General features: G+C 74.1%; 26 protein-coding genes. 7 read left to right on the top strand and 19 right to left on the bottom strand.

The features are described 5' to 3' along the window. Positions 1 to 33: 33 nt before the first annotated feature. Positions 34 to 1,299 (top strand): heparan-alpha-glucosaminide N-acetyltransferase domain-containing protein, encoded by a 1,266-nt coding sequence (locus SA2016_RS08280; protein ID WP_084249412.1) that lies wholly within the window; start codon positions 34 to 36, stop codon positions 1,297 to 1,299. Between the two features lie 7 nt (positions 1,300 to 1,306). On the opposite strand, the gene SA2016_RS08275 is transcribed toward SA2016_RS08280, so the two are convergent. From SA2016_RS08275 to SA2016_RS08245, 7 genes are read right to left on the bottom strand one after another with little or no spacing between them, the layout of a single operon-like run. Beyond that, complete coding sequence (locus SA2016_RS08275) at positions 1,307 to 1,846, bottom strand: tetratricopeptide repeat protein (RefSeq protein WP_229710840.1); 540 nt, start codon at positions 1,844 to 1,846, stop codon at positions 1,307 to 1,309. Then, on the bottom strand, positions 1,843 to 2,601 hold the full coding sequence (gene dapB / locus SA2016_RS08270; protein WP_066497253.1) for a 4-hydroxy-tetrahydrodipicolinate reductase: 759 nt from the start codon (positions 2,599 to 2,601) through the stop codon (positions 1,843 to 1,845). The genes SA2016_RS08275 and dapB overlap by 4 nt, the downstream gene beginning before the upstream one ends. Before the next feature lie 59 nt (positions 2,602 to 2,660). Further along, entirely contained in the window at positions 2,661 to 3,137 is a 477-nt protein-coding gene (locus SA2016_RS08265) for a molybdenum cofactor biosynthesis protein MoaE (protein WP_066497252.1), read from the bottom strand. Continuing rightward, positions 3,124 to 3,648, bottom strand: a complete 525-nt coding sequence (locus SA2016_RS08260) for a MogA/MoaB family molybdenum cofactor biosynthesis protein (protein ID WP_066497250.1) — start codon at positions 3,646 to 3,648, stop codon at positions 3,124 to 3,126. Before SA2016_RS08260 ends, SA2016_RS08265 begins: the two co-directional genes overlap by 14 nt. Next, the gene (gene moaC / locus SA2016_RS08255) at positions 3,645 to 4,166 is read right to left on the bottom strand and encodes a cyclic pyranopterin monophosphate synthase MoaC (RefSeq protein WP_066502225.1); all 522 of its coding nucleotides are present in this window, start codon (positions 4,164 to 4,166) and stop codon (positions 3,645 to 3,647) included. Before moaC ends, SA2016_RS08260 begins: the two co-directional genes overlap by 4 nt. Then, positions 4,154 to 5,482 carry a molybdopterin molybdotransferase MoeA gene (locus SA2016_RS08250; RefSeq protein WP_066497246.1) on the bottom strand — a complete coding sequence of 443 codons (1,329 nt, stop codon included), beginning with the start codon at positions 5,480 to 5,482 and terminating at the stop codon, positions 4,154 to 4,156. The genes moaC and SA2016_RS08250 overlap by 13 nt, the downstream gene beginning before the upstream one ends. Then, a complete protein-coding gene (locus tag SA2016_RS08245) occupies positions 5,479 to 7,059 on the bottom strand; it encodes a molybdopterin-dependent oxidoreductase (protein WP_066497242.1) in 1,581 nt (526 codons plus the stop codon). Before SA2016_RS08245 ends, SA2016_RS08250 begins: the two co-directional genes overlap by 4 nt. Before the next feature lie 66 nt (positions 7,060 to 7,125). Here SA2016_RS08245 and moaA point away from each other — a divergent pair, with 66 nt between their 5' ends. From moaA to SA2016_RS08220, 5 genes are all read left to right on the top strand, one after another. Next, positions 7,126 to 8,229 carry a GTP 3',8-cyclase MoaA gene (moaA, locus tag SA2016_RS08240; protein WP_084249411.1) on the top strand — a complete coding sequence of 368 codons (1,104 nt, stop codon included), beginning with the start codon at positions 7,126 to 7,128 and terminating at the stop codon, positions 8,227 to 8,229. A 45-nt stretch (positions 8,230 to 8,274) separates the two neighbouring features. Then, positions 8,275 to 8,547 carry a MoaD/ThiS family protein gene (locus tag SA2016_RS08235; RefSeq protein ID WP_066502221.1) on the top strand — a complete coding sequence of 91 codons (273 nt, stop codon included), beginning with the start codon at positions 8,275 to 8,277 and terminating at the stop codon, positions 8,545 to 8,547. Between the two features lie 88 nt (positions 8,548 to 8,635). Further along, positions 8,636 to 9,709 carry a LolA family protein gene (locus SA2016_RS08230; protein ID WP_066497238.1) on the top strand — a complete coding sequence of 358 codons (1,074 nt, stop codon included), beginning with the start codon at positions 8,636 to 8,638 and terminating at the stop codon, positions 9,707 to 9,709. Next, the gene (locus tag SA2016_RS08225) at positions 9,706 to 10,728 is read left to right on the top strand and encodes an ABC transporter ATP-binding protein (RefSeq protein ID WP_066497237.1); all 1,023 of its coding nucleotides are present in this window, start codon (positions 9,706 to 9,708) and stop codon (positions 10,726 to 10,728) included. The genes SA2016_RS08230 and SA2016_RS08225 overlap by 4 nt, the downstream gene beginning before the upstream one ends. Continuing rightward, positions 10,715 to 11,575, top strand: a complete 861-nt coding sequence (locus SA2016_RS08220; protein WP_066497235.1) for an ABC transporter permease — start codon at positions 10,715 to 10,717, stop codon at positions 11,573 to 11,575. The genes SA2016_RS08225 and SA2016_RS08220 overlap by 14 nt, the downstream gene beginning before the upstream one ends. 136 nt (positions 11,576 to 11,711) lie before the next feature. On the opposite strand, the gene SA2016_RS08215 is transcribed toward SA2016_RS08220, so the two are convergent. The 12 genes from SA2016_RS08215 to rimP form a co-directional block, all read right to left on the bottom strand. Beyond that, positions 11,712 to 13,082, bottom strand: a complete 1,371-nt coding sequence (locus SA2016_RS08215) for a M16 family metallopeptidase (RefSeq protein ID WP_084249410.1) — start codon at positions 13,080 to 13,082, stop codon at positions 11,712 to 11,714. Between the two features lie 4 nt (positions 13,083 to 13,086). Beyond that, entirely contained in the window at positions 13,087 to 15,327 is a 2,241-nt protein-coding gene (locus SA2016_RS08210; protein WP_066497234.1) for a polyribonucleotide nucleotidyltransferase, read from the bottom strand. 227 nt (positions 15,328 to 15,554) lie between these two features. After that, positions 15,555 to 15,824, bottom strand: coding sequence for a 30S ribosomal protein S15 (rpsO, locus tag SA2016_RS08205; protein ID WP_066497233.1), 270 nt, complete (start codon positions 15,822 to 15,824; stop codon positions 15,555 to 15,557). A 171-nt stretch (positions 15,825 to 15,995) separates the two neighbouring features. After that, positions 15,996 to 17,063 (bottom strand): bifunctional riboflavin kinase/FAD synthetase, encoded by a 1,068-nt coding sequence (locus tag SA2016_RS08200; protein WP_066497232.1) that lies wholly within the window; start codon positions 17,061 to 17,063, stop codon positions 15,996 to 15,998. Between the two features lie 37 nt (positions 17,064 to 17,100). Next, a complete protein-coding gene (locus tag SA2016_RS08195) occupies positions 17,101 to 17,580 on the bottom strand; it encodes a hypothetical protein (protein ID WP_066497230.1) in 480 nt (159 codons plus the stop codon). Then, positions 17,577 to 17,945, bottom strand: coding sequence for a hypothetical protein (locus SA2016_RS08190; RefSeq protein ID WP_066497228.1), 369 nt, complete (start codon positions 17,943 to 17,945; stop codon positions 17,577 to 17,579). Before SA2016_RS08190 ends, SA2016_RS08195 begins: the two co-directional genes overlap by 4 nt. A gap of 1 nt (position 17,946) precedes the next feature. Beyond that, positions 17,947 to 18,834: a tRNA pseudouridine(55) synthase TruB gene (gene truB, locus SA2016_RS08185; RefSeq protein ID WP_084249409.1), complete on the bottom strand. Its 888-nt coding sequence runs from the start codon at positions 18,832 to 18,834 to the stop codon at positions 17,947 to 17,949. A gap of 121 nt (positions 18,835 to 18,955) precedes the next feature. After that, complete coding sequence (gene rbfA, locus SA2016_RS08180; RefSeq protein ID WP_066497227.1) at positions 18,956 to 19,432, bottom strand: 30S ribosome-binding factor RbfA; 477 nt, start codon at positions 19,430 to 19,432, stop codon at positions 18,956 to 18,958. Between the two features lie 118 nt (positions 19,433 to 19,550). Continuing rightward, positions 19,551 to 22,406: a translation initiation factor IF-2 gene (gene infB / locus SA2016_RS08175; protein ID WP_066497226.1), complete on the bottom strand. Its 2,856-nt coding sequence runs from the start codon at positions 22,404 to 22,406 to the stop codon at positions 19,551 to 19,553. Positions 22,407 to 22,562: 156 nt separating this feature from the next. After that, a complete protein-coding gene (locus tag SA2016_RS08170) occupies positions 22,563 to 22,799 on the bottom strand; it encodes a YlxR family protein (RefSeq protein ID WP_371326660.1) in 237 nt (78 codons plus the stop codon). Between the two features lie 222 nt (positions 22,800 to 23,021). Continuing rightward, complete coding sequence (gene nusA / locus SA2016_RS08165) at positions 23,022 to 23,990, bottom strand: transcription termination factor NusA (protein WP_066497223.1); 969 nt, start codon at positions 23,988 to 23,990, stop codon at positions 23,022 to 23,024. Next, positions 23,990 to 24,616 (bottom strand): ribosome maturation factor RimP, encoded by a 627-nt coding sequence (gene rimP, locus SA2016_RS08160; RefSeq protein WP_066497221.1) that lies wholly within the window; start codon positions 24,614 to 24,616, stop codon positions 23,990 to 23,992. Before rimP ends, nusA begins: the two co-directional genes overlap by 1 nt. A 97-nt stretch (positions 24,617 to 24,713) precedes the next feature. Here rimP and SA2016_RS08155 point away from each other — a divergent pair, with 97 nt between their 5' ends. Next, a complete protein-coding gene (locus SA2016_RS08155) occupies positions 24,714 to 26,084 on the top strand; it encodes a DUF4439 domain-containing protein (protein ID WP_169803059.1) in 1,371 nt (456 codons plus the stop codon). Positions 26,085 to 26,090 lie beyond the last annotated feature (6 nt).

Genomic DNA, 26,090 nt, shown 5'->3' with positions numbered 1-26,090 from the left:
GCATGCGCCCGGCACCATGAGAGCATCGGGACCATGGGCGGACAATCGGGGGTGCCCCGCACCCAGCGCAGGCCACGTGACCGCGTGCGTGGGGGCCGGGAGGCACGGCTCCTGGGCATCGACCTGGCCCGCGGGGCGGCCCTGCTGGCCATGATGGCCACGCACATCCTGCCGACCCTCGTCCAGGATCCCGGCACGGGCACCGTCTCCGCCACGTGGGTCGGGACGGTGCTCTCGGGCAGGGCCGCGGCCCTGTTCGCCGTGCTCGCGGGCGTCTCGCTCACCCTGGGACGGGTCCCCGCGGAACGGAACCGGCGCGGACTCGCGCTGCGCGCGGCGGTGATCGCCGCCGTCGGGCTCACCCTCGGGCTCGCGCGCGTCGACGTGGCGGTGATCCTCGTGGTGTACGCGGTGCTGTTCTGGTGCTCCCTCGGGGTGCTCGGACTGCGGCGCCAGACCCTCGGGCTGCTCGCGGTCGCGTGGATCCTCCTCGCGCCCGTCGCGGCCTACCTGCTCCGACCGCTCCTGCTCGCGGCCACGCCCCCGCTCCGGCTCGGCCACAACCCGTCCTGGCCCGACCTTGCCGATCCGGTGCGCCTCCTCGCCGACCTCACGGTCACCGGCTACTACCCGGCCCTGGAGTGGTTCGGCTACCTCCTGGTCGGCCTCTGGATCGGCCGCGCGGACCTCGCCCGGACCGGGACGCAGGTGTGGCTGGTCCTCGGCGGTGCCAGTGCGGCCGTGCTGGCGAAGGCGTGCGCCTGGGCCTTCCTGGGGCCGCTCGGAGGACTCAACGCCCTCCTGGCCACGCCGCAGGCGAGGGTGTGGCCCCTGCGGGCCATGCTCGAGGCGAATCTCACCGGGGTGGACCAGACGGGCACCTGGTGGTGGCTGACCTCCGCGGCGCCGCATTCCGGCACGCCCCTCGACCTCCTGCACACGGCGGGGACCTCGGCCGCGGCGATCGGGGCCTTCCTCCTCCTCGCCCGGATCGGCCCGCTGGCCCGCACCGGGCTCCTCGCGCCGCTCGCCGGCGCCGGGGGGATGACGCTGACCCTCTACACGGCGCACGTCGCGGCGCTCGCAGTGCCGCTGGCGGACTGGGCGGGGCCCACGCGCGAGGTGCTCCTGGCCGTCCACGTCATCGCCGCGCTCGCGATCGGCCTCTTCGTGCGGGCCAACGGCTGGCGGGGACCGCGCGAGGCGGTGGCCCATGCTGCAGCTCGGCTCGGCCGCGCCGGCGGCCCGGGCGCCCGCGGTGGGGGCGCCGTCCGCCGGGCCGCGCCCTCGCGCAGGTAGGCCCTCCTCAGCGGCCGCGGTGGAGGGCGATCGCCTGCCGCATGGCGGCGCGCGCCTGCTTGCGGTCACCTGCGGCGTCGTAGGCGAGCCCGAGCCGGTACCACGACCGCCAGTCCTCGGGCGCTCCCTCCGCCTCGGCGCGGTACTGGGCGAACTCGGCGTCCGCGGCCGACCGGACGATCCTGCCGCCGGCCGTGCGCGGCAGCGTGTCCTCGGGCAGGCCGCCCTCGGCCTCGAGCTCCCTGCCCATGCGCTCAAGCCGGGTGCCGAAGGCGAGCTCGCGCAGGAGCGCCCATGCCCCCACGATCGGGAGGACCAGGTAGCCCGCGCCGATGGCCTTGGCCACCGGCTGGGGATCGAGGAGGAGGATCCGCGCGCGGTCGAAGGTGACGACCAGGTAGAACACCAGCAGGACGGTGATGGCGATGACGCCGATCTTGGTCTTGTTCGCACCGACCCACGCCCAGGCACCACCGGCCCGGGGAGGCCGCTGCGGTTCCTGGGGGCCCCCCGGATGCTGGGGATCCGCGGGATCCATGGCGCTCACAGCCCGAGGTCCAGGTAGCCGTCGAGGCCGACGGTCAGGCCCGGGTGCGCGGCGACCTCGCGCAGCCCCACGAGCACCCCGGGCATGAAGGACGCGCGGTCGAACGAGTCGTGCCGGAGGGTCAGCTGCTCCCCCGGCCCGCCCAGGAGCACCTCCTGGTGGGCGACGAGGCCGCGGAGCCGCACGGCGTGGACGCGCACGCCGTCGACGTCGGCGCCCCGCGCGCCGTCGAGCGCGGTCGTGGTCGCGTCCGGGGACGCGCCGAGGCCGGCCTCGCTGCGTGCGGCCGCGATGAGCTGGGCGGTGCGCACGGCCGTCCCGGAGGGGGCATCGACCTTGTCCGGGTGGTGGAGCTCGACGATCTCGACGGACTCGAAGTAGCGGGCGGCCTTCGCGGCGAAGGCCGAGGCGAGCACGGCCCCGAGGGCGAAGTTCGGCGCGATGAGCACGCCCGTCCCGGGGCTGGCGGCCAGCAGGCGCCGCAGTGCGCCGAGCCGCTCCTCGCTCCAGCCGGTGGTCCCCACCACGGCGTGGATCCCGTGCTCGACGGCGAAGCGCACGTTGGCCTCGGTGGCGTCGGGGACGGTGAGGTCGACGACGTACCGGGCGCCGGCGTCGAGGAGGCCCTCGAGCGAGTCTCCCCGTCCGAGCGCGGCGACGAGCTCCATGTCTCCGGCCGCGCTGACTGCCCTGACGGCCTCGGAACCCATGCGCCCATTCGCGCCCAGCACTGCCACGGGAAGTCGTTCTGCCATGGGCCCCAGCCTACTGTCGCGCCCCGCGGTGCTCAGAATCGTGGCACCGGGGAACCCGGTCAGCCGAGCGCCGCGACCCACTCGCTCCCGCCGTCGTCGAAGAACTGCTCCTTCCAGATCGGCACCTCGGCCTTGACCCGGTCCACGAGCTCGGAGCAGAGGCGGAAGGCCTCGCCCCGGTGGGCCGCGGAGACCGCGCAGACGAAGGCGGCGTCCCCGACAGCGAGCTCCCCCACGCGGTGCGCGACCCAGACCCGCAGGGGACGCTCCGGCGCACCGGCCGCCTCGCTGCCGGCGGCGAGCACCTCGCGGACGGTCGCGTCGACGACGGAGCGCAGGGTGGCCTCGGCGCTCGGGTGGGCGGTGTAGGACAGGCGGGCGACACCGCGGCCGTCGTCGTGGTCGCGGACCACACCGGAGAAGAGCACGACGGCGCCCGCGTCCGGCGCGTCGACGGCGGCCCGGGCGGCGGCCTCGTCGAGCGGGAGGGTGGTCACGGCCGCGTGCAGGACCTCGACGGGCTCAGTGGTGGTCATGGCTGGCTCCTCCCCGGCCCGCGGCCTGGTCGCAGATGTGGCCGATGATCGGGTCGAGGACGGCCAGGCCGTCCATGACGCCGGACGGCGAGCCGGGCAGGTTCACGATGAACGTCCGCCCGGCCAGCCCGGCGTGGCCCCGGGAGAGAGCGGCCAGGGGCGTCTTGGTGCTGCCCGCAGCGCGCAGGGCCTCCATGATGCCCGGCACGTCGCGGTCGAGCAGGGGGCCGGTTTCCTCGGGCGTCACGTCGTCCGGGCTGAGCCCCGTGCCGCCGCTCGTGATGATCGCCGCGGGCCCGAGCGCGAGGAGCGCCCGGAGGGCGGCGCCGACGCTCGGGCCGTCCGGGACCACCGCCGGCGGGATGACGTCGAAGCCGTGGTCGGCCAGCCAGTCCGCGACGACGGGCCCGGTGCGGTCCTCGTACACGCCCGTGGCCGCACGCGTGGAGGCGATCACGATGCCCGCCCGGCGCGCCCCCTCGGGCGTGGGCCCGGCGTCGTGCCCACTCATGCCCCGCCTCCGGCACGGACGTCCCAGTCCCCGCTCTTGCCGCCGGACTTGGCGAGCACCCTGATGTCGGTGATGACCGCCTGCTTGTCCACGGCCTTGACCATGTCGTACACCCCCAGCGCGGCCACGGACGCCGCGGTCAGGGCCTCCATCTCCACCCCGGTCACGCCGCGGGTCTTCACCGTGGCGAGCACCGTCACGGCCGTGGGGGCGAGCTCGAAGTCGACCGTGACCTTCGCGATCGGCAGCGGGTGGCACAGCGGGATGAGGTCCGGGGTCTTCTTCGCGGCCATGATGCCGGCCACCCGGGCCACCGCGAGGGCGTCGCCCTTGGGGAGGCCGCCCTCGGCCAGGAGGGCGATGACCTCGCGGGTGGTGTTCACCACCGCCTGCGCCGTCGCCTCCCGGGTGGACTCGGGCTTCGCGCTCACGTCGACCATGTGGGCGCTGCCGTCGGCGCGCACGTGGGTCAGGCCGGGGCCGGAAGGGGGGTGCGGGGTCTCAGTCACGTCAGCCATACTTCCACGTCGTCCCCGGCCGCGAGCGCGGTGACGTCCTCGGGCACCATGACCAGGGCATCCGAGGCGGCGAGGGCCCCGAGCAGGTGGGAACCGGGGCCGCCCACGAGGCCGACCGCGCCGTCGGGCCGCAGGCGCGCGCGGCGCACCTGGAGGGTGCCGGCGGGCGATTCGAGCGGCTCGGCGAGCGGGGCGCGGAGCCGCCGGCGCGCGGGCGGCGCGCCGAGGAGGGCGGACAGGACCGGCCGGAGGAGGACCTCCCAGGAGATCCAGCAGCTGACGGGGTTACCGGGGAAGGCGATGAGCGGGAGGCCCGCAAAGGTGCCCAGGCCCTGGGGGCCCCCGGGCTGCAGCGCGAGGTGGGCGAATTCGACGTCGTGCCCGTCGAGGGCGAGCTTGGTCGCCTCGAACGCGCCCTTCGAGACCCCGCCGGTGGTGATCAGGAGGTCGGGCCGCTCCGCCCCGCGGGCGAGCCGTTCGAGCGCGCCGCGCAGCTCGGCCGGCTCGTCGCTGCGCACCGCGACCGCGCGCGCCTGAACGCCGGACTCCCGCAGCGCGGCGCGCAGGAGCGCTCCGTTCGCGTCGTGGATCTGGCCGGGCGCCAGGGGCCGCCCCGGCGCCGCGAGCTCGGCGCCGGTGCTCACGAGCACGGCCCGCAGCGGCGGCCGCACCCGGAGCATCGACAGTCCCAGCCCGGCGGCGAGCCCGAGCTGGGCCGGGCCGAGCGCTGTGCCGGCAGGGAGCACGACGGCGCCGGCCGCCACATCGCTCCCGGCCCGCCGCACGTAGGTGCCCGCCTCGACGACGGGAAGGTCCACGCTTCCGCCTTCCGGCGGGTAGGCGGCGGGGACAGCCAGCTCGACCCGCACCACGGCGTCCGCGCCGGCGGGGAGCATCGCGCCCGTCATGATCGGCGCCGCGTGGCCGGGGCGCAGGGGCGGCGGGGCCGCGCCCGCCGGGATCGGCTCTGCCACCGTGAACCGGCGCCGGCCCGGCCCCGCCCCGTCCCCCGTCCCGGGGTCGGAGGAGCACACGGCGAAGCCGTCCATCTGGGAGTTGTCGAACGGCGGGAGGCTGAGCGGGGCCGCGAGGTCGGCGGCCAGGGCGGTGCCCAGGGCCGCGTCGAGGGAGCGGTCCTGGGCGGCCCTGTCCGCGAGCGGGGCGAGGAGCCGGGCGAGACGCCCGCGGTGCTCCTCGACGCTGCGGTGCCCGTGGGCATGCCCCTGACCGTGCGCGGGGGCATGCCCGGGCCGGCCGTCGTGCGGGCGTGCCTCGGCCGGCGCGGCGGCCGCGCCGCCGGAGTCGGGATGCGTCATGTGGCCTCCACCTCGATGATGTCGTATCCCGTCGCGCCGTCGGGCGCGGGCGGGGCGGTCGCTGATGTCTGGACCTGTCCGTCGCCGTCGGTCGCGCGGACGGCGATGCGGTGCCGCCCGGCGGACAGCCGGACGGGTGCGGCCCACTGGTACCAGGTGTCGCGCGAGATGCCGGTGCCGAGCCGCGCCTGCTGCCACGCGCCGTCGTCCACGCTGACCTCCACGCGCGAGATGCCGCGGTGCTGCGCCCAGGCGACGCCGGCGACGACGACCTCCCCGGCGGCGACCCGGCTGCCCCGGCGGGGCACGTCGATGCGCGAGGCGGTCTTGATCGGTCCCTTCTCGCTCCACCCGCGCGTGCTCCAGTAGGCCTGGTCTGCGGCGAAGGTGGTGACCTTGAGCTCGGTGACCCACTTGGTCGCCGAGACGTAGCCGTACAGGCCCGGGACCACGAGCCGGACGGGGAACCCGTGCTCGGGCGGGAGGGGCGCCCCGTTCATCCCGATGGCCAGGAGGGCGTCCCTGCCGGGGTCGGTGAGGGCCTCGAGGGGCGTGCCGGCCGTGAAGCCGTCGACGCTGCGGGAGAGGACCATGTCCGCCCCGGCCCGCGGGCGTGCGCGGGCCAGCAGCTCCCGCACCGGCCAGCCGAGCCAGCGGGCGTTGCCCACGAGGTTCCCGCCGACCTCGTTGGAGACGCACGTGAGGGTGACGTACCGCTCCACGAGGGGCTGGGCGAGGAGGTCGGCCCAGGTGATCGTCACCGGCTGCTCGACGAGGCCCGTGACGGCAAGACGCCAGCTGCCGGGATCCACCGACGGGACCACGAAGGCGGTGTCGATCCGGTAGAAGCCCTCATTGGCCGTGACGAGGTCGCTCACGCCCGGCACCCCGACCTCGGCGCCCGCGGGGATGGGCGGGGCAGGCTGAGCCGGTGCGGGCAGCCGGAGGGCGGCGCGGGCCGCGTCCGCGGCCAGCGAGGCGCTGCGCACGACGCCCGTCACCACCCCTCCCAGCGCGACGGCGGCGGCCGTCCCGCCCAGGGCCCGCAGGAACCCCCTGCGGGGGACTCCCGCCGGAGGCTGCCCGGACACGGCCGTCTCGCGCCGCAGCCGCCCCACGAGCCAGCGGAGCAGGGACACGGCGACCGCGCCGGCCAGGAGCGCACAGGTCCATGCCGCCGGCGCGCCGAGCGAGCGGGTGGCCACTGCCGCGAGGCCCACGAGCCCGACGGCCCCGGCCAGGGCGGCCCCGAACCCGGGCCGGCGGAGCTCGAGGAGGCCGGCCGCGGCGCCGAGGAGCGCGAGGACGATCCCGATCGCGGTGACGAGGAACGCCTTGTCCCCGGTGCCGAAGGTCTGGATCGCCCAGTCCTTCGCGGCCGGCGGGGCCAGGTCCGTGACCGCGCTGCCCACGGCGGAGACCGGGCTCAGCGACGGGCTGAGCAGGCCGGCGGCGAGCTCCCCGGAGAGCACCCCGGCCGCGCCCGCGACGATGCCTGCTCCCGCAGCGGCCAGCCGGACCCGGGCGGCGCGTCGCTGCCCCGGCGGCGCGGGCAGGGGACCGGGTCCTGCGCTCATGGGACCAGAATAGATCCCCCGGGCCCGTCCGGCCCGTGGCGGACGCCACTCGCGTACTGTAGATGCATGGGTGTTGAGCTCGGAATGCCGCAGGTGCGCGCCTCGGACCCGCCGGTCGGGGCGCTGGCGGCGGACCGGCCTGCGGGACTGCCCGGGCTCGAGGACCGTTACGGCCGGGTCGCGACGGACATGCGCCTGTCCCTCACCGACAAGTGCAACCTGCGCTGCTCCTACTGCATGCCCGCCGAGGGCCTCCCCTGGCTCGCCAAGGACGCGCTCCTGTCCGCCGAGGAGATCGTGCGCGTCGTGGGGATCGGCGTGCACCTGCTCGGCGTGCGGGAGCTGCGCCTCACCGGCGGCGAGCCGCTCGTGCGCGCGGACCTGGTGGACATCGTCGCGGCGCTCCGGGCGGAGCACCCGGACCTGCCGATCGCCCTCACGACCAACGCCGTGGGCCTCGACGCCAGGGCCGCTGCCCTCAAGTCCGCAGGACTGACGCGCATCAACGTCTCGCTGGACACCCTGCACCCGGAGACGTTCGCCCGGCTGGCCCGCCGCCCCTTCTTCGACCGCGTCCTCGCCGGCATCGAGGCCGCCGACGCCGCGGGGCTCGGCCCGATCAAGATCAACTCCGTGCTCATGCGCGGGATCAACGACGCCGATGGCCCGGACCTGCTCGCGTGGTGCCTCGAGCGCGGCTATGAGCTGCGGTTCATCGAGCAGATGCCCCTCGACGCCGACCACGGGTGGACCCGCGACGGCATGGTCACCGCCGCCGAGGTCCGCGAGCTGCTCTCCGAGCGCTTCCACCTCTCCCCCGACGCCCGGGACCGCGACGGCGCGCCCGCCGAGCGGTTCGAGGTCCGCGGCAAGGACGACGGCGCGCTGCTGGGCACCGTCGGGATCATCGCCTCCGTGACGGAGCCGTTCTGCGCCGACTGCAAGCGCACCCGCATCACGGCTGAGGGCAAGGTCATGAGCTGCCTCTTCTCCCACGAGGAGGTGGACCTCCGCGGCCTCCTGCGCTCGGAAGCGTCCGATGAGCAGGTGGCGCGGCGGTGGCAGGAGGCGATGTGGCTCAAGCCGCGCGCCCACGGGATGGACCACACCGGCCTCGGCGCGGACGGCTTTGTCCAGCCGGACCGCTCGATGTCCGCCATCGGCGGCTGACGCGCAGCCCCCACCCCCCGACAGACGCTAGGAGAGCCCTTGCAGATCACCCTGCGGTACTACGCCGCGGCCCAGGCCGCCGCCGGCAGGGCCGAGGAGTCGCTGTCGGCGCCCGACGGCGCGAGCCTCGCCGACGCGCTCGAGGCTGCCCTCGCCGTCGTGCGTGTCCCCGTCTCCGCAGGCCCGGGCGCGCCGCCGCTCGCCGAGGTGCTGCGCCGATGCTCCTTCCTCGTGAACGAGGTCGCCGTGCGGGACCGCGCGCGCGTGCTCGCGGACGGCGACGTGGTGGACGTCCTGCCCCCGTTCGCCGGCGGCTGAGCGCGCACCCGGATCCGCCGCAGGGATGACGACAGGCGCCTGCGGGCGGCGTAGCGTTGAGACAAAGGTTCCTTCCCCGGAGGTCTCGATGAACGCCGACACCCAGCGCCGCTGGCTCCGCTGGATCCCCGCCGCGGCGGTGCCCGCCGTCGTGGCCGTGGGGCTGCTCGCCTCCGGCGCGACCGCCGGGTCCCCGCCCCCGCCCGCAACCCCGGAGCAGGTCCTCGCGCTCGCGGCCGCCCATACCGCGCGGCAGTTCTCCGGCACGATGGAGCAGAGCTCGGACCTCGGGCTGCCCTCGATTCCCGGCCAGGCGCTCGGCGCCGCCAAGGGCAGCGCGTCCTTCGGCTCCGAGGCCGCGCTGCTGGAGCTGCTCACGAGCGCGCACACGGCGAAGGTCTACGCCGACGGTCCCGCCCGCGAGCGGGTGCAGGTCCTCGACCAGCTCGCCGAGCGCGATGCCGTGCGCAACGGCAGCGACCTGTGGACCTACGACTCCGCGGCGCACGCCGTGACGCATGCCACGCTGCCCTCCACGGCGGCCGCCGCCCCGCCCAGCGCCGCCGCCGTCTCCCCGGACCAGCTCGCGCAGCGGCTCCTGGCCGCCGCCGGGCCGAGCACCGCGGTCTCTCTCGCCCAGCCCGCCACGGTCGCCGGCCACAGCGCCTACACGCTCGTGCTCACCCCGAAGGCCGCCGGCGCCCTCGTCGCCTCGGTGCGGATCGCGGTCGAGGCCCAGACCGGGCTGCCGCTCGCCGTGGACGTGTACGCGAAGGGCCAGGACGCGGCCGCCTTCCACGCCGCGTTCACCCAGCTCACCCTGGCGGCGCCGGACGCCTCCGTCTTCGCCTTCACCCCGCCCGCCGGGGCGAACGTCACGCAGCAGCAGCTGCCTTCGGCCACCGGGCAGCATCGGCAGGCCACGGGCCAGCACGCCCCGGCCGCGGGCACCTCGCAGGGCTGGGACTCCATCGCCGTCATCCCGGCGGACAAGGTGCCCGCAGGCCTGAAGGACCAGCCGCTCATGAAGCAGCTCGCCGTGCCGGCCAAGGGCGGGCGTGTGATCAGCACGTCGCTGTTCACCCTCCTGCTCACGGACGACGGCCGGGTGCTCGCCGGGGCCGTCCCCGCGGCGGCCCTCGAGGCAGCGGCCGCCAGGTGACGGCAGGGCCCGACGCTGCGCGGACCCGGCCCGGGGCCGAGGGCGCTGCCATCCGCACCCACGCCCTGACGAAGCGCTTCGGCGCGCACACCGCCGTCGATGCCCTCGCGCTCGAGGTGCCCCGCGGCACCGTGTTCGGGTTCCTCGGCCCGAACGGCTCGGGGAAGACGACCACCATCCGGATGCTCCTGGGGCTGGTGGCGCCCAGCTCGGGCCGCGCCGAGGTCCTCGGCGAGCCCATGCCGCGGGGTGCCCGAGAGGTGCTGCCGCGGGTCGGGGCGCTCGTCGAGGGGCCCGCGTTCTACCCGTTCCTCACCGGCGCCGCGAACCTGGCCCGGTTCGATGCCGCGGACCCGCTGACGGCCCGGGCAACCTGCCGGGCCCGCGTGGGCGCGGCACTGGAGCGCGTGGGCCTGACCCATGCGGCCGGCAAGAAGGTGCACGCGTACTCGCTGGGGATGAAGCAGCGGCTCGGGCTGGCTGCCGCCCTGCTCGCCCCGCGCGACCTCCTCGTCCTCGACGAGCCGACCAACGGTCTCGATCCCCAGGGGACGCGGGAGGTCCGCGGCCTGATCCGTTCCCTCGCCGAGGACGGCACCACCGTCTTCGTCTCGAGCCACCTGCTGGCGGAGGTCGAGCAGATCTGCACCCACGCCGCCGTGCTGCGGGCCGGGCGCCTCGTGGCCCAGGGGACCCTCGACGCGCTGCGCGCCGGCGCACGCCCGCGCATCGAGGTCCGCACTCCGGACGCGGCCGCCGCCGCGGGTGTGCTGCGCGGCCTGGGCCTCCACGTGGAGCCTGCGGGGCCCGGCACCGTCGTCGCCGTCGTCGGGGGCACCGCGGACGACGGCGGGGACCCGCCCGCCGCTGACGGCCCGCCCGGCGCTCCGCCCGCCGAGGACGTCGTGGCCGCGCTCGTGGCGGCGGGCGTGCGGGTGCGCGGGTTCAGCGCGGAGGCCATGACGCTCGAGGAGCGGTTCGTCGAACTGACCGGGGAGGGCTTCGATGTCGCAGGCTGAGCACACCGGCCGCCGCGGGGCCACCGCCGGCCACACGGGGCGGCTCCTCGCCTCGGAGCTGCGGGTCCTCTTCCGGCGGTGGCGGACGTGGGCGATGCTCGCCGCGCTCGCGGCGGTGCCCGTGCTCATCGGGCTCGCGGTCAAGTTCTCCCCGGGGCGGCCCCCGAGCGGCCGGGGGCCCGCCTTCCTCGACCAGATCACGGACAACGGGCTCTTCGCGGGGGTGGTGGGGCTCGTGGTCTGCACGCCGCTGTTCCTGCCGCTGACGGTCAGCGTCGTCGCCGGGGACACGATCGCCGGGGAAGCGGGCCTCGGGACGCTGCGCTACCTGCTCGTCGCCCCCGCGGGCCGCGTCCGGCTGCTCGTCGTGAAGTACCTCAGCTCTGCCGTCTTCTGCGCGGCGGCGGGGATCGCCGTCGTGCTCGGAGGGACGGCGGTGGGCCTGGCGCTGTTCCCGCTGGGGCAGGCCACCCTCCTGTCGGGGACGCAGATCGGTCCGGCCGAGTCATTCGGGCGGCTGCTCCTCATGGCCGCGTACACGACCGTGTCCCTGCTCGGGCTCGCCGCGATCGGGCTGTTCGCCTCGACGCTGACCGGTGTCCCGGTGGGGGCGATGGCCGCCACCGCGGTGCTCGCCGTCGTCTCCCAGATCCTCGACGCCCTCGACCAGCTCGACTGGCTCCATCCGTGGCTCTTCACGGACCACTGGCTCGGCCTCGCCGACTTCCTGCGCGACCCGGTCTCGTGGGACTCGTTCGGGGCGAATGCCTGGCTGCAGGCCGGGTACATCGCGCTCTTCGGGGCCCTCGCCTACGGCCGGTTCACCACGAAGGACATCCTGGCCTGACCCCGCGGCGCACGAGAGGTGACCCCGGAACGCGCAAGAGGTGACCCCGGAACGCGGAAGAGGTGACCCCGCGTCGATGTATCGACGCGGGGTCACCTCTTCACAGACGCGGGGTCACCTCTTCACAGACGCGGGGTCAGCTCTCAGGGGACAGGCCGAAGGTCTCGGTCTCCTCGAACGGGCCCACCACGGTCGTGGTGCGCGGAGCGGTCGCGAGGACGCGGGCGAGGTCCTGGACCTCCGCCGCAGTGACGGCACCGATCTGCGCGAGGGTCTCCTCGATGTCCTGGAACTCGCCCGAGACGAGCTCCGCGCGGCCCAGCCGGGACATCCGCGAGCCGGTGTCCTCGAGCGCGAGGACGATCCCGCCCGAGAGCTGGCCGACGGCCTTGCGCAGTTCCTCGTCCGTGATGCCGTGCTCGGCGAGCTTCTCGAGCTCGGCCGCCATGAGGGCCAGGACCTGCGGGACCTTCGCCGGGGCGCAGCCGCCGTAGATACCGAAGTAGCCGGCATCCGCGTAGGCGGAGGCGAACGAGTAGGTCGAGTAGACGAGCCCCCGCTTCTCGCGGATCTCCTGGAACAGGCGCGAGGACATGCCGCCGCCGAGCACGGCGTTGAGCACGCTCATGACGTAGCGGCGCGGATCCGTCGCGGTGATCGAGGGGCACCCCATGATCACGTTCGCCTGCTCGACCTGCCGCCGGACCACGGTCAGGCCCGGCTGGCCGGTGATGGCCGCCGGCGCCGAGGACCGGCGCGCCACGGGCGCGGCCTCGGAGCCGAGGTCCCAGCCCGCGCCCTGGAGCGCCTCCAGCACGAGCGAGCACACGGCCTCGTGCTCGAGGCCGCCCGCCGCGGTGATGACCAGTTCCTCGGGGCGGTAGTAGCGGCGGTAGTGCTCCCACACCGAGTCCCGCGGGACCGCCCTGATGGCCTCGGGCGTGCCGCCGATCGGGCGGCCCAGCGGGTGCTCGCCCAGCACGGCCGCGACGAAGTGCTCGTGCGCCACGTCGGTCGGGTCGTCGCCGTCCATGGCGATCTCCTCGAGGATGACGTCGCGCTCCTGCTCGAGCTCGTCGGGGTCGAGGACGGCGGAGGTGATCATGTCCGCGATCACGTCGATGGCCATGGGCAGGTCCGTGTCGAGCACCCGCGCGTAGTAGCACGTGCTCTCCTTGGCGGTCGCGGCGTTCGACTCGCCGCCCACCTCGTCGAACGCCGAGGCGATCTCGAGGGCGGTGCGGCGCTGGGTCCCCTTGAACAGCAGGTGTTCGAGGAAGTGCGTGGCCCCGTGCTGGCCGAGGGCCTCGTCCCGGGAGCCCACGCCCACCCAGAAGCCGATCGACGCCGACCTCTGGCCGGGCATCGCCTCCGTGAGGACACGCACGCCCCCGGGAAGGATGGACCGGCGCACGACGGCGCCGCCATCCTTCCCGAAGATCGTGGTCGACGCCGGGGCGCCATCCACGAGCTGGCCGGAGCTCAGCGGCAGTTCGACTGTTGCCATGCGGCTACGCTTCGACCTCCGCAGAGGCCTCGCCCTCGGCGGCGGCGTCGGCCTCGGCCACGACGGGCGCGAGCGAGAGCTTGCCGCGGTCGTCGATCTTGGTGATCTCGACCTGGACCTTCTGGCCGACGGAGACGACGTCCTCGACGTTGTCCACGCGCTTGCCGCCGGCGAGCTTGCGCAGCTCGGAGATGTGCAGCAGGCCGTCCTTGCCCGGCGTGAGCGAGACGAACGCGCCGAACGTGGTGGTCTTGACCACCGTGCCGAGGTAGCGCTCCCCGACCTCGGGCAGCTGCGGATTCGCGATCGCGTTCACGGCGGCGCGGGCGGCCTCGGCCGAGGAGCCGTCGGTCGCGCCGATGAGCACGGTGCCGTCGTCCTCGATCGAGATCTCGGCGCCCGTGTCCTCCTGGATCTGGTTGATCATCTTGCCCTTGGGGCCGATGACCTCGCCGATCTTGTCCACCGGGATCTTGATCGCGATGATGCGCGGCGCGAACTCGGAGAGCTCATCCGGGCGGTCGATCGCGGCGTTGATCACCGAGAGGATGTGCAGGCGTGCCTCGCGGGCCTGCTTGAGCGCGGCGGCCAGGACCGAGGCCGGGATGCCGTCGAGCTTGGTGTCGAGCTGGATCGCCGTGACGAACTCGGACGTGCCGGCGACCTTGAAGTCCATGTCGCCGAAGGCGTCCTCGGCACCGAGGATGTCGGTGAGGGCGGCGTACCGGGTCTGGCCGTCGACCTCGTCGGAGACGAGGCCCATGGCGATGCCCGCGACCGGGGCCTTCAGCGGCACACCGGCGTTGAGCAGCGACAGCGTCGAGGCGCACACGGAGCCCATCGACGTCGAGCCGTTGGAGCCGAGTGCCTCGGACACCTGGCGGATCGCGTACGGGAACTCCTCGCGGGAGGGCAGCACGGGCACGAGCGCGCGCTCGGCCAGTGCGCCGTGGCCGATCTCGCGGCGCTTCGGGGAACCGACGCGGCCCGTCTCGCCCGTGGAGTAGGGCGGGAAGTTGTAGTTGTGCATGTACCGCTTGTGCGTCTCAGGCGAGAGCGAGTCGATCTGCTGCTCCATCTTGAGCATGTTCAGCGTGGTGACGCCCATGATCTGGGTCTCGCCGCGCTCGAAGATCGCCGAGCCGTGGACCCGCGGGAGCACCTCGACCTCGGCCGTGAGCTGGCGGATGTCCGTCAGTCCGCGGCCGTCGATGCGGACCTGCTCGGTGAGGATGCGCTGGCGCACGACCTTCTTGGTCACCGAGCGGAAGGCTGCGGAGAGCTCCTTCTCGCGGCCCTCGAACTGGCCGGCGAGCTGGGCGAGGACCTCGGCCTTGAGGGCGTCAGACGCCGCCTCGCGCTCCTGCTTGTCGGCGATCTGGAAGACCTCCGCGAGCTTGCCGGCTGCGGCCGCCTCGACGGCGTCGTACGCGTCGGCCTCGTAGTCAAGGAAGACCGGGAACTCGGCGGTGGGCTTCGCGGCGCGGTCGGCCAGGTCCTGCTGCGCCTCGCAGAGCGCGCGGATGAACGGCTTGGCGGCCTCGAGGCCCTCGGCGACGACCTCCTCGGTCGGGGCCGTGGCGCCCTCGTCCTTGATGAGGCTCCAGGAGTGGTCGGTGGCCTCGGCCTCGACCATCATGATCGCCACGTCATCGCCGGCGATGCGCCCGGCGACGACCATGTCGAACGTCGCCTTCTGCAGCTGCGAGTGCTTCGGAAACGCGACCCACTGGGCGCCCTGCTCGTCGTGGACGAGGGCCACGCGCACGCCGCCGATCGGGCCGGAGAAGGGCAGGCCCGCGAGCTGGGTGGACATCGAGGCGGCGTTGATCGCGACGACGTCGTAGAGCTCGTCCGGGTTGATCGCCAGAACGGTCACCACGACCTGGACCTCGTTGCGCAGGCCCTTGACGAAGGCCGGGCGCAGCGGGCGGTCCATGAGGCGGCACGCGAGGATGGCGTCCGTCGAGGGACGGCCCTCGCGGCGGAAGAACGAGCCGGGGATGCGGCCCGCGGCGTACATGCGCTCCTCGACGTCCACGGTAAGCGGGAAGAAGTCGAAGCCCTCACGCGGGGACTTGCCCGCCGTGGTGGCGGAGAGCAGGGCCGTGTCATCGTCGATGTAGGCCATCGCCGCGCCGGCGGCCTGCTTGGCGAGGCGGCCGGTCTCGAAGCGGACGACGCGCTGGCCGTAGCGGCCGTTGTCGATGACGGCCTCAGAGAACTGGATCTCGGGACCCTCCATAGGAGAGCACCTCCGTTTCCTTAGGTGGCGGAGGCGATCCGGAACCCGGTCTTCGATCGAGGCCCTTGGCGCGTCCGTGTCACGGACGCCCTCAAGGGCCACTACCGAGGACCGCAGGCAGCCGGCGCCTCCTGGTGGTGGTTCAGTTGTCATGCCCCGCCGAACGGGGCCGGGGGAAGCTGGCCGCCCGCCCGCGCCTGGACGCGGACGGGCGGACTGCTCCCAGACTACCGGCGCAGGCCGAGACGCTCGATGAGCGAGCGGTAGCGCGCGATGTCGGTGTCGTGCAGGTAGGCGAGCATGCGCTTGCGGCGACCCACGAGCGCGAGCAGGCCGCGCTGGGTGTGGAAGTCGTGCTTGTGCTGCTTCATGTGCTCAGTCAAGTCCTTGATGCGCTTGGTCAGGACGGCGATCTGGACCTCGGGGGACCCGGTGTCGCCTTCCTTCGTCGCGTATTCCTTGATGATCTCCTGCTTGACGGCGGGATCCAAAGCCATTGGAGCTCCTCGTTTCGTGCCGTGCGGCCCGCTGGACGCTGCGTCCCCGGGGAACACCGGCATGCGTTCCCGCAGCTGCGGGGCCGGTGCGGCCCAGGCCGCCACGGACTGCAGCGAGGGCCACCGAGGATTCTATCGGTTCGGGCCACGCCGTGTCGAAACGCGGATGCCTCAGCGCGCGGGGGCTCCGCCCTGTCCGGAGGTCGCCAGGACGTGCCGGGCCGCGTCGACATCGAGCTTCATCTGTTCCACGAGCGCCTCGGGGCCGCGGTAGGCGACCATGCCGCGCAGGCGCTCGACGAACTCGACGACGATGTTCTGCCCGTAGAGGTCGAAGTCCTCGGGGGCCTCCTCGGGACGGTCGATCACGTGCGCCTCGACCTGGCGGGCGACCCCTGCGAACGTCGGGTTCGACCCCACGGAGATGGCCGCGGGCCAGCGGGTGCCGGACGCATCGATGAGCCAGCCGGCGTAGATGCCGTCCGCAGGGACGTGGCCGGCGGCATCGTGGGAAAGATTCGCGGTCGGGAATCCGAGGGCGCGTCCGCGGGAGGCGCCGTGGACCACGGTCCCGTGCATCGCGTGGGGGCGCCCGAGGATCTCTGCCGCGGTGCGCACGTCGCCCGATTCCAGGGCCTCGCGCACCCAGGTGGACGAGCACCGACGCTCCTCGGCGTCGTACCCCTCGGCACCGTCCCGCTCGGCGCTGCCGCCCTCGGCGGCGTCCGGCAGCGCCTCCGCGGCGCGGTGCCGGGGGGCCTGCTCGGTGAACTCGTCCACGACGACGACGCCGAAGCCGAACCGCTCCCCCAGCTCCTGCATGGCGGCGAGGTCGCCGGCGTTCCCACGTCCGAAGCGGACATCGTGGCCGACCACCACGTGCGAGGCGTGGAGGGCGTCGACGAAGATGCTGCGGACGAAGTCCTCGGCGCTCTGCTGCGCGAACTCGAGGGTGTAGTGCAGGACGAGGATCGCATCGAGCCCGTACCCCGAGAGGGCCGCGAGCCGGTCCTCGATCCCCATGATGAGGTGGGGGGCGGTGTCGGGGCGGTGCACCTGGGCCGGGTGCGGATCGAACGTCACGGCGACGGCGCGGCTGCCGTTCTCCTTCGCCGTCGAGAGCAGGCGCCCCAAGACCTGCTGGTGGCCGCGGTGAACCCCGTCGAAGTTGCCGATGGTGACCGCCGTCGGGCCGAAATCCTCGGGAATCTCGTCCACTCCGTGCCAGATCAAGCCCATCGTCCTCGCCTCGTCGCCCTGTGCGTGCCTGACAAGACTACCGGCCGCCGTCCGTGTCCACGTCCGCGGCGCCCCTCGGGCGGTGGTACAGGAGCCACGCGAGGCCGAGGAAGGGCAGGGCGAGCGGCACGTAGCCGTAGCCGCGGCCGAACCCGCTCCAGACGGTGTCGTGGGGGAACGCCGCCGCGTCCACCACGCTCGCCGTCCCTACGGCCAGGACGCCCACGAGCTCGAGCAGGATCGCCCCAAGGGTCACATACCAGCTCGTCACGCCGCGGTGCGCGAGCGAGACGGTCGCGACGATGTAGACCACCGCCGCGACGGCGCTGAGCAGGTAGGCGAGCGGCGCCTCGGAGAACTTCGTGGCGATCTGGTACGCGGCGCGCGCCGTCGCCGACAGCGCGAAGACGCCGTACACGGCCACGAGGATGCGGCCGAGGCCCACGTTGCGGGTCCGGGGCGAGTGCTCGGGCGTGCGCGCGGGCCCGGGCGTGGAGGACGGCTCGGCAGGGGTCATGAGAAAGGCGCTCCATTCCAAATCTGCTCCATGCGGAACAGCATCACAAAGATCGTCACCGGCACGGCGGCCAGCACTGCGTTGCTCCACCGGGTGCGGTCCGCGATGGCCCACCAGAAGGCGGCGACCGGCACGATCAGCGCGGTCACCAGATACCCCCAGAACTCCCACGGCTCCCCCCGGACGGCCTCTCCCCCGGCCTGCCGGATGCCGGCTCCGATGCCGAAGACGACGAGGAAGAGCTCGACGACGGCGACCGACACGATCGCCGCGTCCCCTGGATACGTCTTGGTGACGACGGCGGCCACGCACAGGATCAGGGAGAGCGCGCACAGGACGGCCCCCACGAGGAAGAACGGGTCCACGTCAGGCGTCCTCGCCGTGCGCGGCGAACACGAGCTCCGGCTTGGCCTGGCCGCCGACGTCCTTCACGAGGGCGACCAGCTCGCCGTCGGGCGCGAAGGCGGCCGTGAGCTCGGCCGAGCCGGTCGCGGGGATGCGGCGGCCGAAGGAGAGCTCCACCGTCTCGCCGTCGCTGAGCTCGCGGACCGGCAGGAGCGAGCGGGCGGCGTCCGCGAGCGGCAGCACGGTGAGCGAGCCGGCGAGCTCCTCGAGCGTGTGGGCCTGCTCGATCCGGTACGGCCCCACCTGGGTGCGGCGCAGCGCCGTGAGGTGGCCGCCCACGCCGAGGTCGGCGCCGAGGTCACGGGCGAGCGCCCGGATGTAGGTCCCGGAGGAGCAGCGCACCGTCACGTCCACGTCCTGGAGCTTCCCGCCGCGCTCCCGGCGGACGGCGTGGATGTCGAAGGAGTGGATCGTCACGGGCCGGGCCTCGAGCGTGACCTCCTTGCCGGCGCGCACGCGGGCGTACGAGCGCTCGCCGGCGACCTTGATGGCGCTGACGCTGCTGGGGACCTGCAGGATGTGGCCGGTGAGCTTGGCGGCGGCGTCGCGGATCTGCTGTTCGGTCACGGCGGCCGCGATACGCTCCTCGAGGACCTCGCCCTCGGCGTCGTCCGTCACCGTGCGCTGCCCGAGCCGGATGGTGGCGGTGTACGTCTTCTCGGTGCCGACGATGTGCGAGAGCAGGCGGGTCGCCTTGTTGATCCCGACGACGAGCACGCCCGTGGCCATGGGATCGAGCGTCCCCGCGTGCCCCACCTTGCGGGTCCCCGCGAGCCGGCGGACCTTCCCCACGACGTCGTGGCTCGTCCACCCGCGTGGCTTGTCCACGATCACCAGTCCAGAAAGCACGCCTCCCAGTATATGGAGCGCCGGAGGCGGTCCATGCCGCACCATGCGGCGACGGGGCGGCGCCCCCACATCGTGGAGGCGCCGCCCCGTCGGTGCACGGCACTGCTGGCTGCCGCGGGCGTCAGTCCTCGCGCGGCTCGACGTCGTCGAACCCGTCGTCGAACGCGTCGTCGTCGGCCTCATCGGCCTTGCGGTACGGGTCTGCGTCCCCCGCGGGGTGCGCGCCCTGGGCGAGGCGGGCCACCTCGGCGTCGCGCTCGCGGGCCTGCCGGAGCAGGTCCTCGACGTGCGAGGCGTTGACCGGAACCTCGTCGGCCACGAATTCGAGGGTCGGCGTGAGCCGGATCGTGAGGTTGCGGCCCACCTCGCGCCGGAGCACACCCTTCTTGGTCTCGAGGATCTCGCGGGCTCCTGCCGCCGCGGCGGCGTCGCCCAGGACGGTGTAGTACACCGTGGCGTGCTGGAGGTCGTTCGTGACGCGGGCGTCGGTGACCGTGATCGCCTCGGCGCGCTCGTCCTTCACAGCCCTGCGCAGGGCCTCTGCCACGACCACCTTGATGCGCTGCGCGAGCCGCGCGGCGCGGGCCGGATCGGCCATGGTCCCTCCTATCGTCTCGGGTGCTTGTCGTCTCGGCGCAGCGATCCGCGGACGCATCGCTCGCTGCCGACGTGCGAACGGGGCCCCGGCAACCCGGGGCCCCGCCCGATGGGGCGCGTCAGGCGCGCGGCTTCTCGCGCATCTCGAACGTCTCGATGACGTCCTCGAGCTGGAGATCGTTGAACGAGCCGAGTCCGATACCGCACTCGTAGCCCTCGCGGACCTCGGTCGCATCGTCCTTGAACCGCTTGAGCGACTCGATGCTGAGCCGGTCGCCCACCACGACGCCCTTGCGCAGCACACGGGCCTTCGCGTTGCGGCGGATGATGCCGCTGCGCACGATCGAGCCGGCGATGTTGCCGAACTTGGAGGACTTGAAGATCTCCCGGACCTCGGCGGTACCGAGCTGGACCTCCTCGTACTCCGGCTTGAGCATGCCCTTGAGCGCGAGCTCGATGTCCTCGATCGCCGCGTAGATCACCGAGTAGAAGCGCATGTCCACGCCCTCGCGGTCCGCGAGCTCGGCAACGCGCTCCGCCGGCTTGACGTTGAAGCCGATGATGATCGCGTTGTCGACCGTGGCGAGGTTGACATCGTTCTGGGTGATCGCGCCGACGCCGCGGTGGATGACGCGGAGCTGGACTTCCTCGCCCACATCGATCTTGAGCAGCGAGTCCTCGAGCGCCTCGACGGCACCGGACACGTCGCCCTTGAGGATGAGGTTGAGGGTGTCGATCTTCCCCTCGGCCACAGCCTGGTCGAAGTCCTCGAGGCTGATCCGCTTGCGGCGCTTGGCGAGCTGGGCGTTGCGCTCGGCTGCCTCGCGCTTCTCGGCGATCTGCCGCGCGGTGCGCTCGTCCTCGGTCACGAGGAACGTGTCGCCGGCGCGCGGCACCGAGGACAGTCCGAGGACCTGGACCGGGCGGGACGGCAGCGCGGCCTCGACGGCCTCGCCGTCCTCGTCGAACATGGCCCGGACGCGGCCGTGGGCCGTGCCCGCGACGATCGTGTCGCCGACGTGGAGCGTTCCGGACTGCACGAGCACGGTCGCAACGGCGCCGCGGCCCTTGTCGAGGTTGGCCTCGATGGCCACGCCGCGGGCGTCCTTGTTCGGGTTCGCCCGCAGGTCCAGCGCGGCGTCGGCCGTGAGCAGGACCGCCGAGAGCAGGTCGTCGATGTGCAGGTTCTGGCGCGCGGAGACGTCCACGAACATCGTGTCGCCGCCGTACTCCTCGGGGACGAGACCGTACTCGGTGAGCTGGCCACGGATCTTCTCCGGGTTGGCGCCCTCCTTGTCGATCTTGTTCACCGCGACCACGATCGGCACGCCGGCCGCCTGGGCGTGGTTGAGGGCCTCGACGGTCTGCGGCATGACGCCGTCGTCTGCGGCCACGACGAGCACCGCGATGTCGGTCACCTGGGCACCACGGGCACGCATGGCGGTGAACGCCTCGTGGCCCGGGGTGTCGATGAAGGTCAGCTTGCGGTCGCGCCCATCGTGCTCGAAGGCGATCTGGTAGGCACCGATGTGCTGCGTGATGCCGCCGTGCTCGCCCTCCACCACGTTGGTGTTGCGGATCGCGTCGAGGAGGCGGGTCTTTCCGTGGTCGACGTGGCCCATGACGGTCACGACGGCCGGGCGGGCCTCGAGCTCCTCGTCGGTCTCCGCCTCGAGCTCGGCCTCGAGGTCGATGTCGAAGGACTCGAGCAGCTCGCGCTCCTCGTCCTCCGGCGAGACGACCTGGATCTTGTAGCCGAGCTCCTCGCCGAGGACCGAGAAGGTCTCCTCGTCCAGCGACTGGGTCGCGGTGGCCATCTCACCGAGATGGAACAGCACCGTGACGAGCGAGGCGGGGTTCGCATCGATCTTCTCGGCGAAGTCCGTGATGGACGCGCCGCGGCGCAGGCGCACGATCGTGCTGCCGTCGCCACGGGGCACCGAGACGCCGCCGAGCGACGGTGCGCTCATCTGCTCCAGTTCCTGGCGCTTCGCACGCTTCGACTTGCGCTGCTTGCCACGTCCGGCGCCGCCCTTGCCGAAGGCGCCCTGGGTGCCGCCGCGGCCGCGGCCGCCCTTGCCGAAGCCGCCGCCGGCGGGACCGCCGCCGCCACCGGGACGGTTCGGGCCCCGGCCGCCGGTGCCCGCGGGCCGGGCGCCCGGCTGGGGACGCTCGGTGCGCGGGGGCATCATGCCGGGGTTCGGACGGGGTCCGCCGGTGCCGCCGGGGCGCGGGGCGCCCGGACGGGGTCCGCCGGTGCCGCCGGGGCGCGGGGCGCCCGGACGCGGGGCACCCGGGCGGGGTGCGCCGGGGCGCGGGATGCCGGAGGTGCCGCCGGGGCGCGGCGCCGAGGGACGCGGGCCCCCGGGGCGGTCGCCGTCACGGCCGCCGCCGGGACGGGGCATGCCCTGGGAGGACGCGAACGGGTTGTTGCCCGGGCGCGGTGCGCGGTCGCCGTCGCGCCCGGGGCGCTGCATGCCCTGGGAGGACGAGAACGGGTTGTTGCCGGGACGCGGGCCGCTCGGACGCGGACCCGGGGTCGCTCCGCGGCCACCGGCTGCGGGCCGGGGCGCCGGACGGGCTCCGGGGCGCGGGGCCTCAGCGGCGGGACGGGGAGCCTCGGCGGCGGGACGCTCGGCCTCGGCGGCCGGGCGCGGGCTGGCCGCGGGGGCCTCGGCCGCGGGGGCCGGGGCGGGCGACGGCGCAGCGGCCGGGCGCGGGGACGGGGCGGGACGCGACGGTCCCGGCGTCGGGGCACCGGCGGACGGCCTGGCGGCGGGGCGGGACGGCCTGTCGCTGGCCTTCGCCTTCGCACCGTCGGCGGGGTAGGCGTCGCGAAGCTTCTTCACGACGGGCGCCTCGATCGTCGAGGACGCGGAACGCACGAACTCGCCCAGCTCAGCGAGCTTGGCAACGGCGTCCTTGGAGGTGATACCGAGCTCCTTGGCGAGCTCGTGTACGCGGACCTTGGCCACATTTCTCCTGTCTCGGTCCGCGCCGAGCCAGGCACGGACCGTCTACTGCTTGCTGCAGGCTCCCTCTGCACCCGTGTGCATGGGGAAGCCCTCGGCGGTGCGCAACGAGAAGTTCATTGCTACGCACTCATCGGTCGGGGACTCATCGGGTGTCCATCAGATTTCTGACCCGCTTTCAGCTTGGACGGTGTCCGGCCCAGCGGTAGCCGGGACGGAGGTGCTGAAGTAGTCGTCGACGCCGCGGATGTCCGCCGGGCCCCGGAAGGCACGATGGAACGCGCGCCGCTTGACGGCTTGCTTCAGGCATGCCTGGTCGGGATGCAGCCACGCGCCACGACCGGGCAGCCGGCGGCGGGGATCCACGACGACGCGCTGGGCGCCTCCGCGGTCCATCACCAGCCGGAGCAGTTCCGACCGGGCCGCTGTCCGGCGGCAGCCGATGCACGTCCGCAGAGGTTGGCCGGTTCTCCGTTCCATCCCTGCTCTCCTGCATCGAAGGGGCGGGGCCTTCCGAGCTGTCAGCCCGATGCCCTGCCCTGCCGCCGGGCACAGGCCCAGACCTATCTATTCTAGACCCTCTGGGCCCGGATCCCGGAATGCGGCGGCGCGGACGCCTCAGGCCTGGGCGTCCGAGCCGATGTCGATCCGCCAGCCGGTGAGCTTCGCGGCGAGGCGGGCGTTCTGGCCCTCTTTGCCGATCGCGAGCGAGAGCTGGTAGTCCGGGACGAGCACCCGGGCCGACCGCGTGGCCTCGTCGACGATGGACACACTCGTGACCTTCGACGGCGAGAGGGCGTTCGCGATGAACGTCGCCGGGTCGTCGCTGTAGTCGACGATGTCGATCTTCTCGTCGTTCAGCTCGGTCATCACCGCGCGCACCCGGGAACCCATCTCGCCGATGCAGGCGCCCTTGGCGTTGACGCCCGGGACAAGCGCCCGGACCGCGATCTTGGTGCGGTGGCCGGCCTCGCGGGCGATCGCGACGATCTCGACGCTGCGGTCGGCGATCTCCGGGACCTCGAGCTCGAAGAGCTTCTTGACCAGTCCCGGGTGGGAGCGGGAGAGCGTGATCGAGGGACCCTTGAGGCCGCGGTGCACGTCCACGACGTAGGCGCGGATGCGGGCGCCGTGCAGGTACTTCTCCCCGGGGACCTGCTCGGGGGGCGGCAGGACGGCCTCGACGGCGCCGAGGCTGACCTGCACCATGTTCGGATTGTGTCCCTGCTGGATGAGCCCAGCGATGAGCTCGCCCTCGCGGCCCTTGAACTCGCCCAGGACGTTGTCGTCCTCCACGTCGCGGAGCCGCTGGAGGATCACCTGGCGCGCGGTCGTGGCGGCGATGCGGCCGAAGCCCTCCGGCGTGTCGTCGAACTCGCCGACGGCGTTGCCCTCGTCGTCCACCTCGGTGGCCCAGATGGTCACGTGGCCGCTCCTGCGGTCCACCTCCGCGCGGGCCGTCTCGATGGCGCCCGGCGACTTGTGGTACGCGAGCAGGAGGGCCTGCTCGATGGTCGGGATGAGCTTCTCGACGGGGATGTCCCGCTCTCGCTCCAGCAGGCGGAGCGCGCTCATGTCGATGTCCACTAGGCCTCCTCGGTCTCGTCAGTGTCGTCGTTGTCCAACCCGTCGGCGGGGCCCAGGTCGGCGTCCTCGAGGTGCGAGAACTCGACCTCGACCTTGCCGCTGCGGATGGCGTCGAAGGCCAGCTCGACGGGCGCACCCGGCTTCGGCCTCACGCCCTTCTTGGCGGGCAGGTCCGGGACGAGGACGATGCCGTCCTCCCTCACCTCGCGCAGCCGGCCCGTGATGTTCTCCTCGCCGATGACGTTGACCCGGACCAGCCGGCCGAGGGCCCGGCGCCAGTGCCGCAGCTGGGTGAGGGGGCGCGAGACGCCCGGAGAGGAGACCTCGAGGTCGTAGGGGCGGGCGTCCGCCGCGGGGTCGGCGTCGAGGGCGTCCGAGAGCTCGCGCGAGAGCTCGGCGATGACGTCGAGGCTGACCCCGCCGGTCTCGTCGTCCTGCAGGTCCACGACCACGCCGACGGTCCGGTGCTTCCCGGCGGCCTTCACGGAGACGCCTTCGAGGACGAGCTGGCGCGCCTGCACGAGCGGCTCGAGGAGCGCGTGGAGGCGGGCTTCCTCCCCGCCCGCGTGCGGATCCTGCTCTGCCGGCGTCGGGGCGCCCCGCGAGGGCAGATCGGGCTCGGACATGGGGGGGTCCGCCTCCTTTTGCTCAGTTGTCCTCCTAGACTATCTGCTCGGCGCCCGGCCGCGTGACGGGGGCTGGGCCCATGGCATCATCGAGACCGTGAAATCCACCACTGCGCCCCCGGACTCCTCTGCGCGCCCGCGGGGCCGCAGGGGCCGCCGCGCCGAGCCGCCCTGGGTGTGGGCCGCTGTGCTGGTCCTCGCCCTCGCCGCGGGTGCGGGCGGTGCCCTGCTGGCAGCGCCGGCCCCCCCGGGGCGGCTGCCGGACCCCAGCGCGGCGGCGCTCGTGCAGGCGCACGACGGCGCCGCGCGCCTCGCCGCTGCAGCCCGCGGCCTGGCGGGCGGCCAGGAGGGAGACGGCACGCCGTCGCCCTCCGCGTCACCCTCCGCCGCTGCCGCCGGTCCCGTACGGCAGGCTGCCACCTCGGCGGCCGACGTGCTCGAACTCCAAGCGGGCCTCCTGGGCGCGTCGACCCCCCGGTCCGCCTCGGCACCCCAGCCATCGCGGACGGCCTCTCCGGCGTCCACGGCGACGGCCCCAGCCGACGCGTCCGGCTCCCCCGCGTCCCTCGCAACCGCGCTCTCGCAGAGTGCCGCCACGCTGCGCGGGGACCTGGCCCGGGTCGACGGGCCTACCGCCTCGCTCCTCGCCTCGGCCGCGGCGGGCCAGCAGCTCCAGTCCGAGCGGCTCGCCCTGGCGGCGGGCGCGGCGTCCCCCGGTCCGGGCCCCTCCCAGGCCCCCTCGCCCTCCCCATCCGCCTCCCCCTCGGCAGCGGCTGCGAGCGTCTGCCCGTCGCCGTCCGGGTCCTCGACTGCAGGTGACGCGGGCGGCGCCGCCACGCCGTCGTCCGCGGCGGCGTCCGCCGGAACCTCGGCCTCGTCGCTGCCCGCCACGGCAGCGACACCGTCCGGGCGCGGCCCCGCCACGGAGTTCGCGGCCGTCCAGTCCGCCGAGGAGGCAGCGGTTTGGACCTACACCGTCCTCGCGGCCCGCGCCGGCGCCACGGAGCGCCCCGCCCTGCTCGCGGCGGCCGGCATGCACCGGGACCAGCTCGATGCGCTCGAGGGGGCCGCCGCCGGCGCATGCGCGGCGCTGCCGCCCGCCCAGGCCGGATTCGCGCTGCCCACCGACGCCGGCAGCCCGGCGCAGGTGGCGGCACTCGAGGCCTCGGCCGTGGCGCGATGGTCCGACCTCGTGGGGGTCGTGGAGGCCCCGACCCGTGCTGCCGCCGCGGGAGGACTCGAGCGGGCGGCCCGGCGCGCCGCCGCCGTCGGGGCGCTTGGCTCGGCCGCGGCCGCGGCCTTCCCCGGCCACCGCGCCGCCCAGTCCGCGGCGGCCTCTCTGGCCACCTCCTCTTCCAGTACCGGTTCCACGGCCTCCGCCTCCCCCACCCCCGCCTCGTCAGGCAGGGACACCGCGGCGACCACCCCGCCGGCCACGGCCTCCGCCCCGTCATCGGCCGCCCACTGAGCGACG

Origin of the sequence: Sinomonas atrocyanea (assembly GCF_001577305.1) — a bacterium.
Lineage (GTDB): Bacteria > Actinomycetota > Actinomycetes > Actinomycetales > Micrococcaceae > Sinomonas > Sinomonas atrocyanea.
The sequence above is the reverse complement of the archived record's forward strand: the minus strand, read 5'-3'. Positions and strand labels throughout refer to the sequence as shown.

Excerpts from the sequence above, each read along its gene's own strand:
- SA2016_RS08220 (WP_066497235.1), top strand. The coding sequence starts at position 10,715 with ATGTCGCAGGCTGAGCACACCGGCCGCCGCGGGGCCACCGCCGGCCAC.
- SA2016_RS08250 (WP_066497246.1), bottom strand. The coding sequence starts at position 5,482 with ATGACGCATCCCGACTCCGGCGGCGCGGCCGCCGCGCCGGCCGAGGCA.
- SA2016_RS08195 (WP_066497230.1), bottom strand. The coding sequence starts at position 17,580 with ATGACCCCTGCCGAGCCGTCCTCCACGCCCGGGCCCGCGCGCACGCCC.
- SA2016_RS08280 (WP_084249412.1), top strand. The coding sequence starts at position 34 with ATGGGCGGACAATCGGGGGTGCCCCGCACCCAGCGCAGGCCACGTGAC.
- rpsO (WP_066497233.1), bottom strand. The coding sequence starts at position 15,824 with ATGGCTTTGGATCCCGCCGTCAAGCAGGAGATCATCAAGGAATACGCG.
- SA2016_RS08245 (WP_066497242.1), bottom strand. The coding sequence starts at position 7,059 with ATGAGCGCAGGACCCGGTCCCCTGCCCGCGCCGCCGGGGCAGCGACGC.
- moaC (WP_066502225.1), bottom strand. The coding sequence starts at position 4,166 with ATGGCTGACGTGACTGAGACCCCGCACCCCCCTTCCGGCCCCGGCCTG.
- moaA (WP_084249411.1), top strand. The coding sequence starts at position 7,126 with ATGGGTGTTGAGCTCGGAATGCCGCAGGTGCGCGCCTCGGACCCGCCG.
- rimP (WP_066497221.1), bottom strand. The coding sequence starts at position 24,616 with ATGTCCGAGCCCGATCTGCCCTCGCGGGGCGCCCCGACGCCGGCAGAG.
- dapB (WP_066497253.1), bottom strand. The coding sequence starts at position 2,601 with ATGGCAGAACGACTTCCCGTGGCAGTGCTGGGCGCGAATGGGCGCATG.
- SA2016_RS08215 (WP_084249410.1), bottom strand. The coding sequence starts at position 13,082 with ATGGCAACAGTCGAACTGCCGCTGAGCTCCGGCCAGCTCGTGGATGGC.
- SA2016_RS08170 (WP_371326660.1), bottom strand. The coding sequence starts at position 22,799 with ATGGACCGCGGAGGCGCCCAGCGCGTCGTCGTGGATCCCCGCCGCCGG.
- SA2016_RS08230 (WP_066497238.1), top strand. The coding sequence starts at position 8,636 with ATGAACGCCGACACCCAGCGCCGCTGGCTCCGCTGGATCCCCGCCGCG.
- SA2016_RS08210 (WP_066497234.1), bottom strand. The coding sequence starts at position 15,327 with ATGGAGGGTCCCGAGATCCAGTTCTCTGAGGCCGTCATCGACAACGGC.
- SA2016_RS08265 (WP_066497252.1), bottom strand. The coding sequence starts at position 3,137 with ATGACCACCACTGAGCCCGTCGAGGTCCTGCACGCGGCCGTGACCACC.
- rbfA (WP_066497227.1), bottom strand. The coding sequence starts at position 19,432 with ATGGCCGATCCGGCCCGCGCCGCGCGGCTCGCGCAGCGCATCAAGGTG.
- SA2016_RS08200 (WP_066497232.1), bottom strand. The coding sequence starts at position 17,063 with ATGGGCTTGATCTGGCACGGAGTGGACGAGATTCCCGAGGATTTCGGC.
- SA2016_RS08260 (WP_066497250.1), bottom strand. The coding sequence starts at position 3,648 with ATGAGTGGGCACGACGCCGGGCCCACGCCCGAGGGGGCGCGCCGGGCG.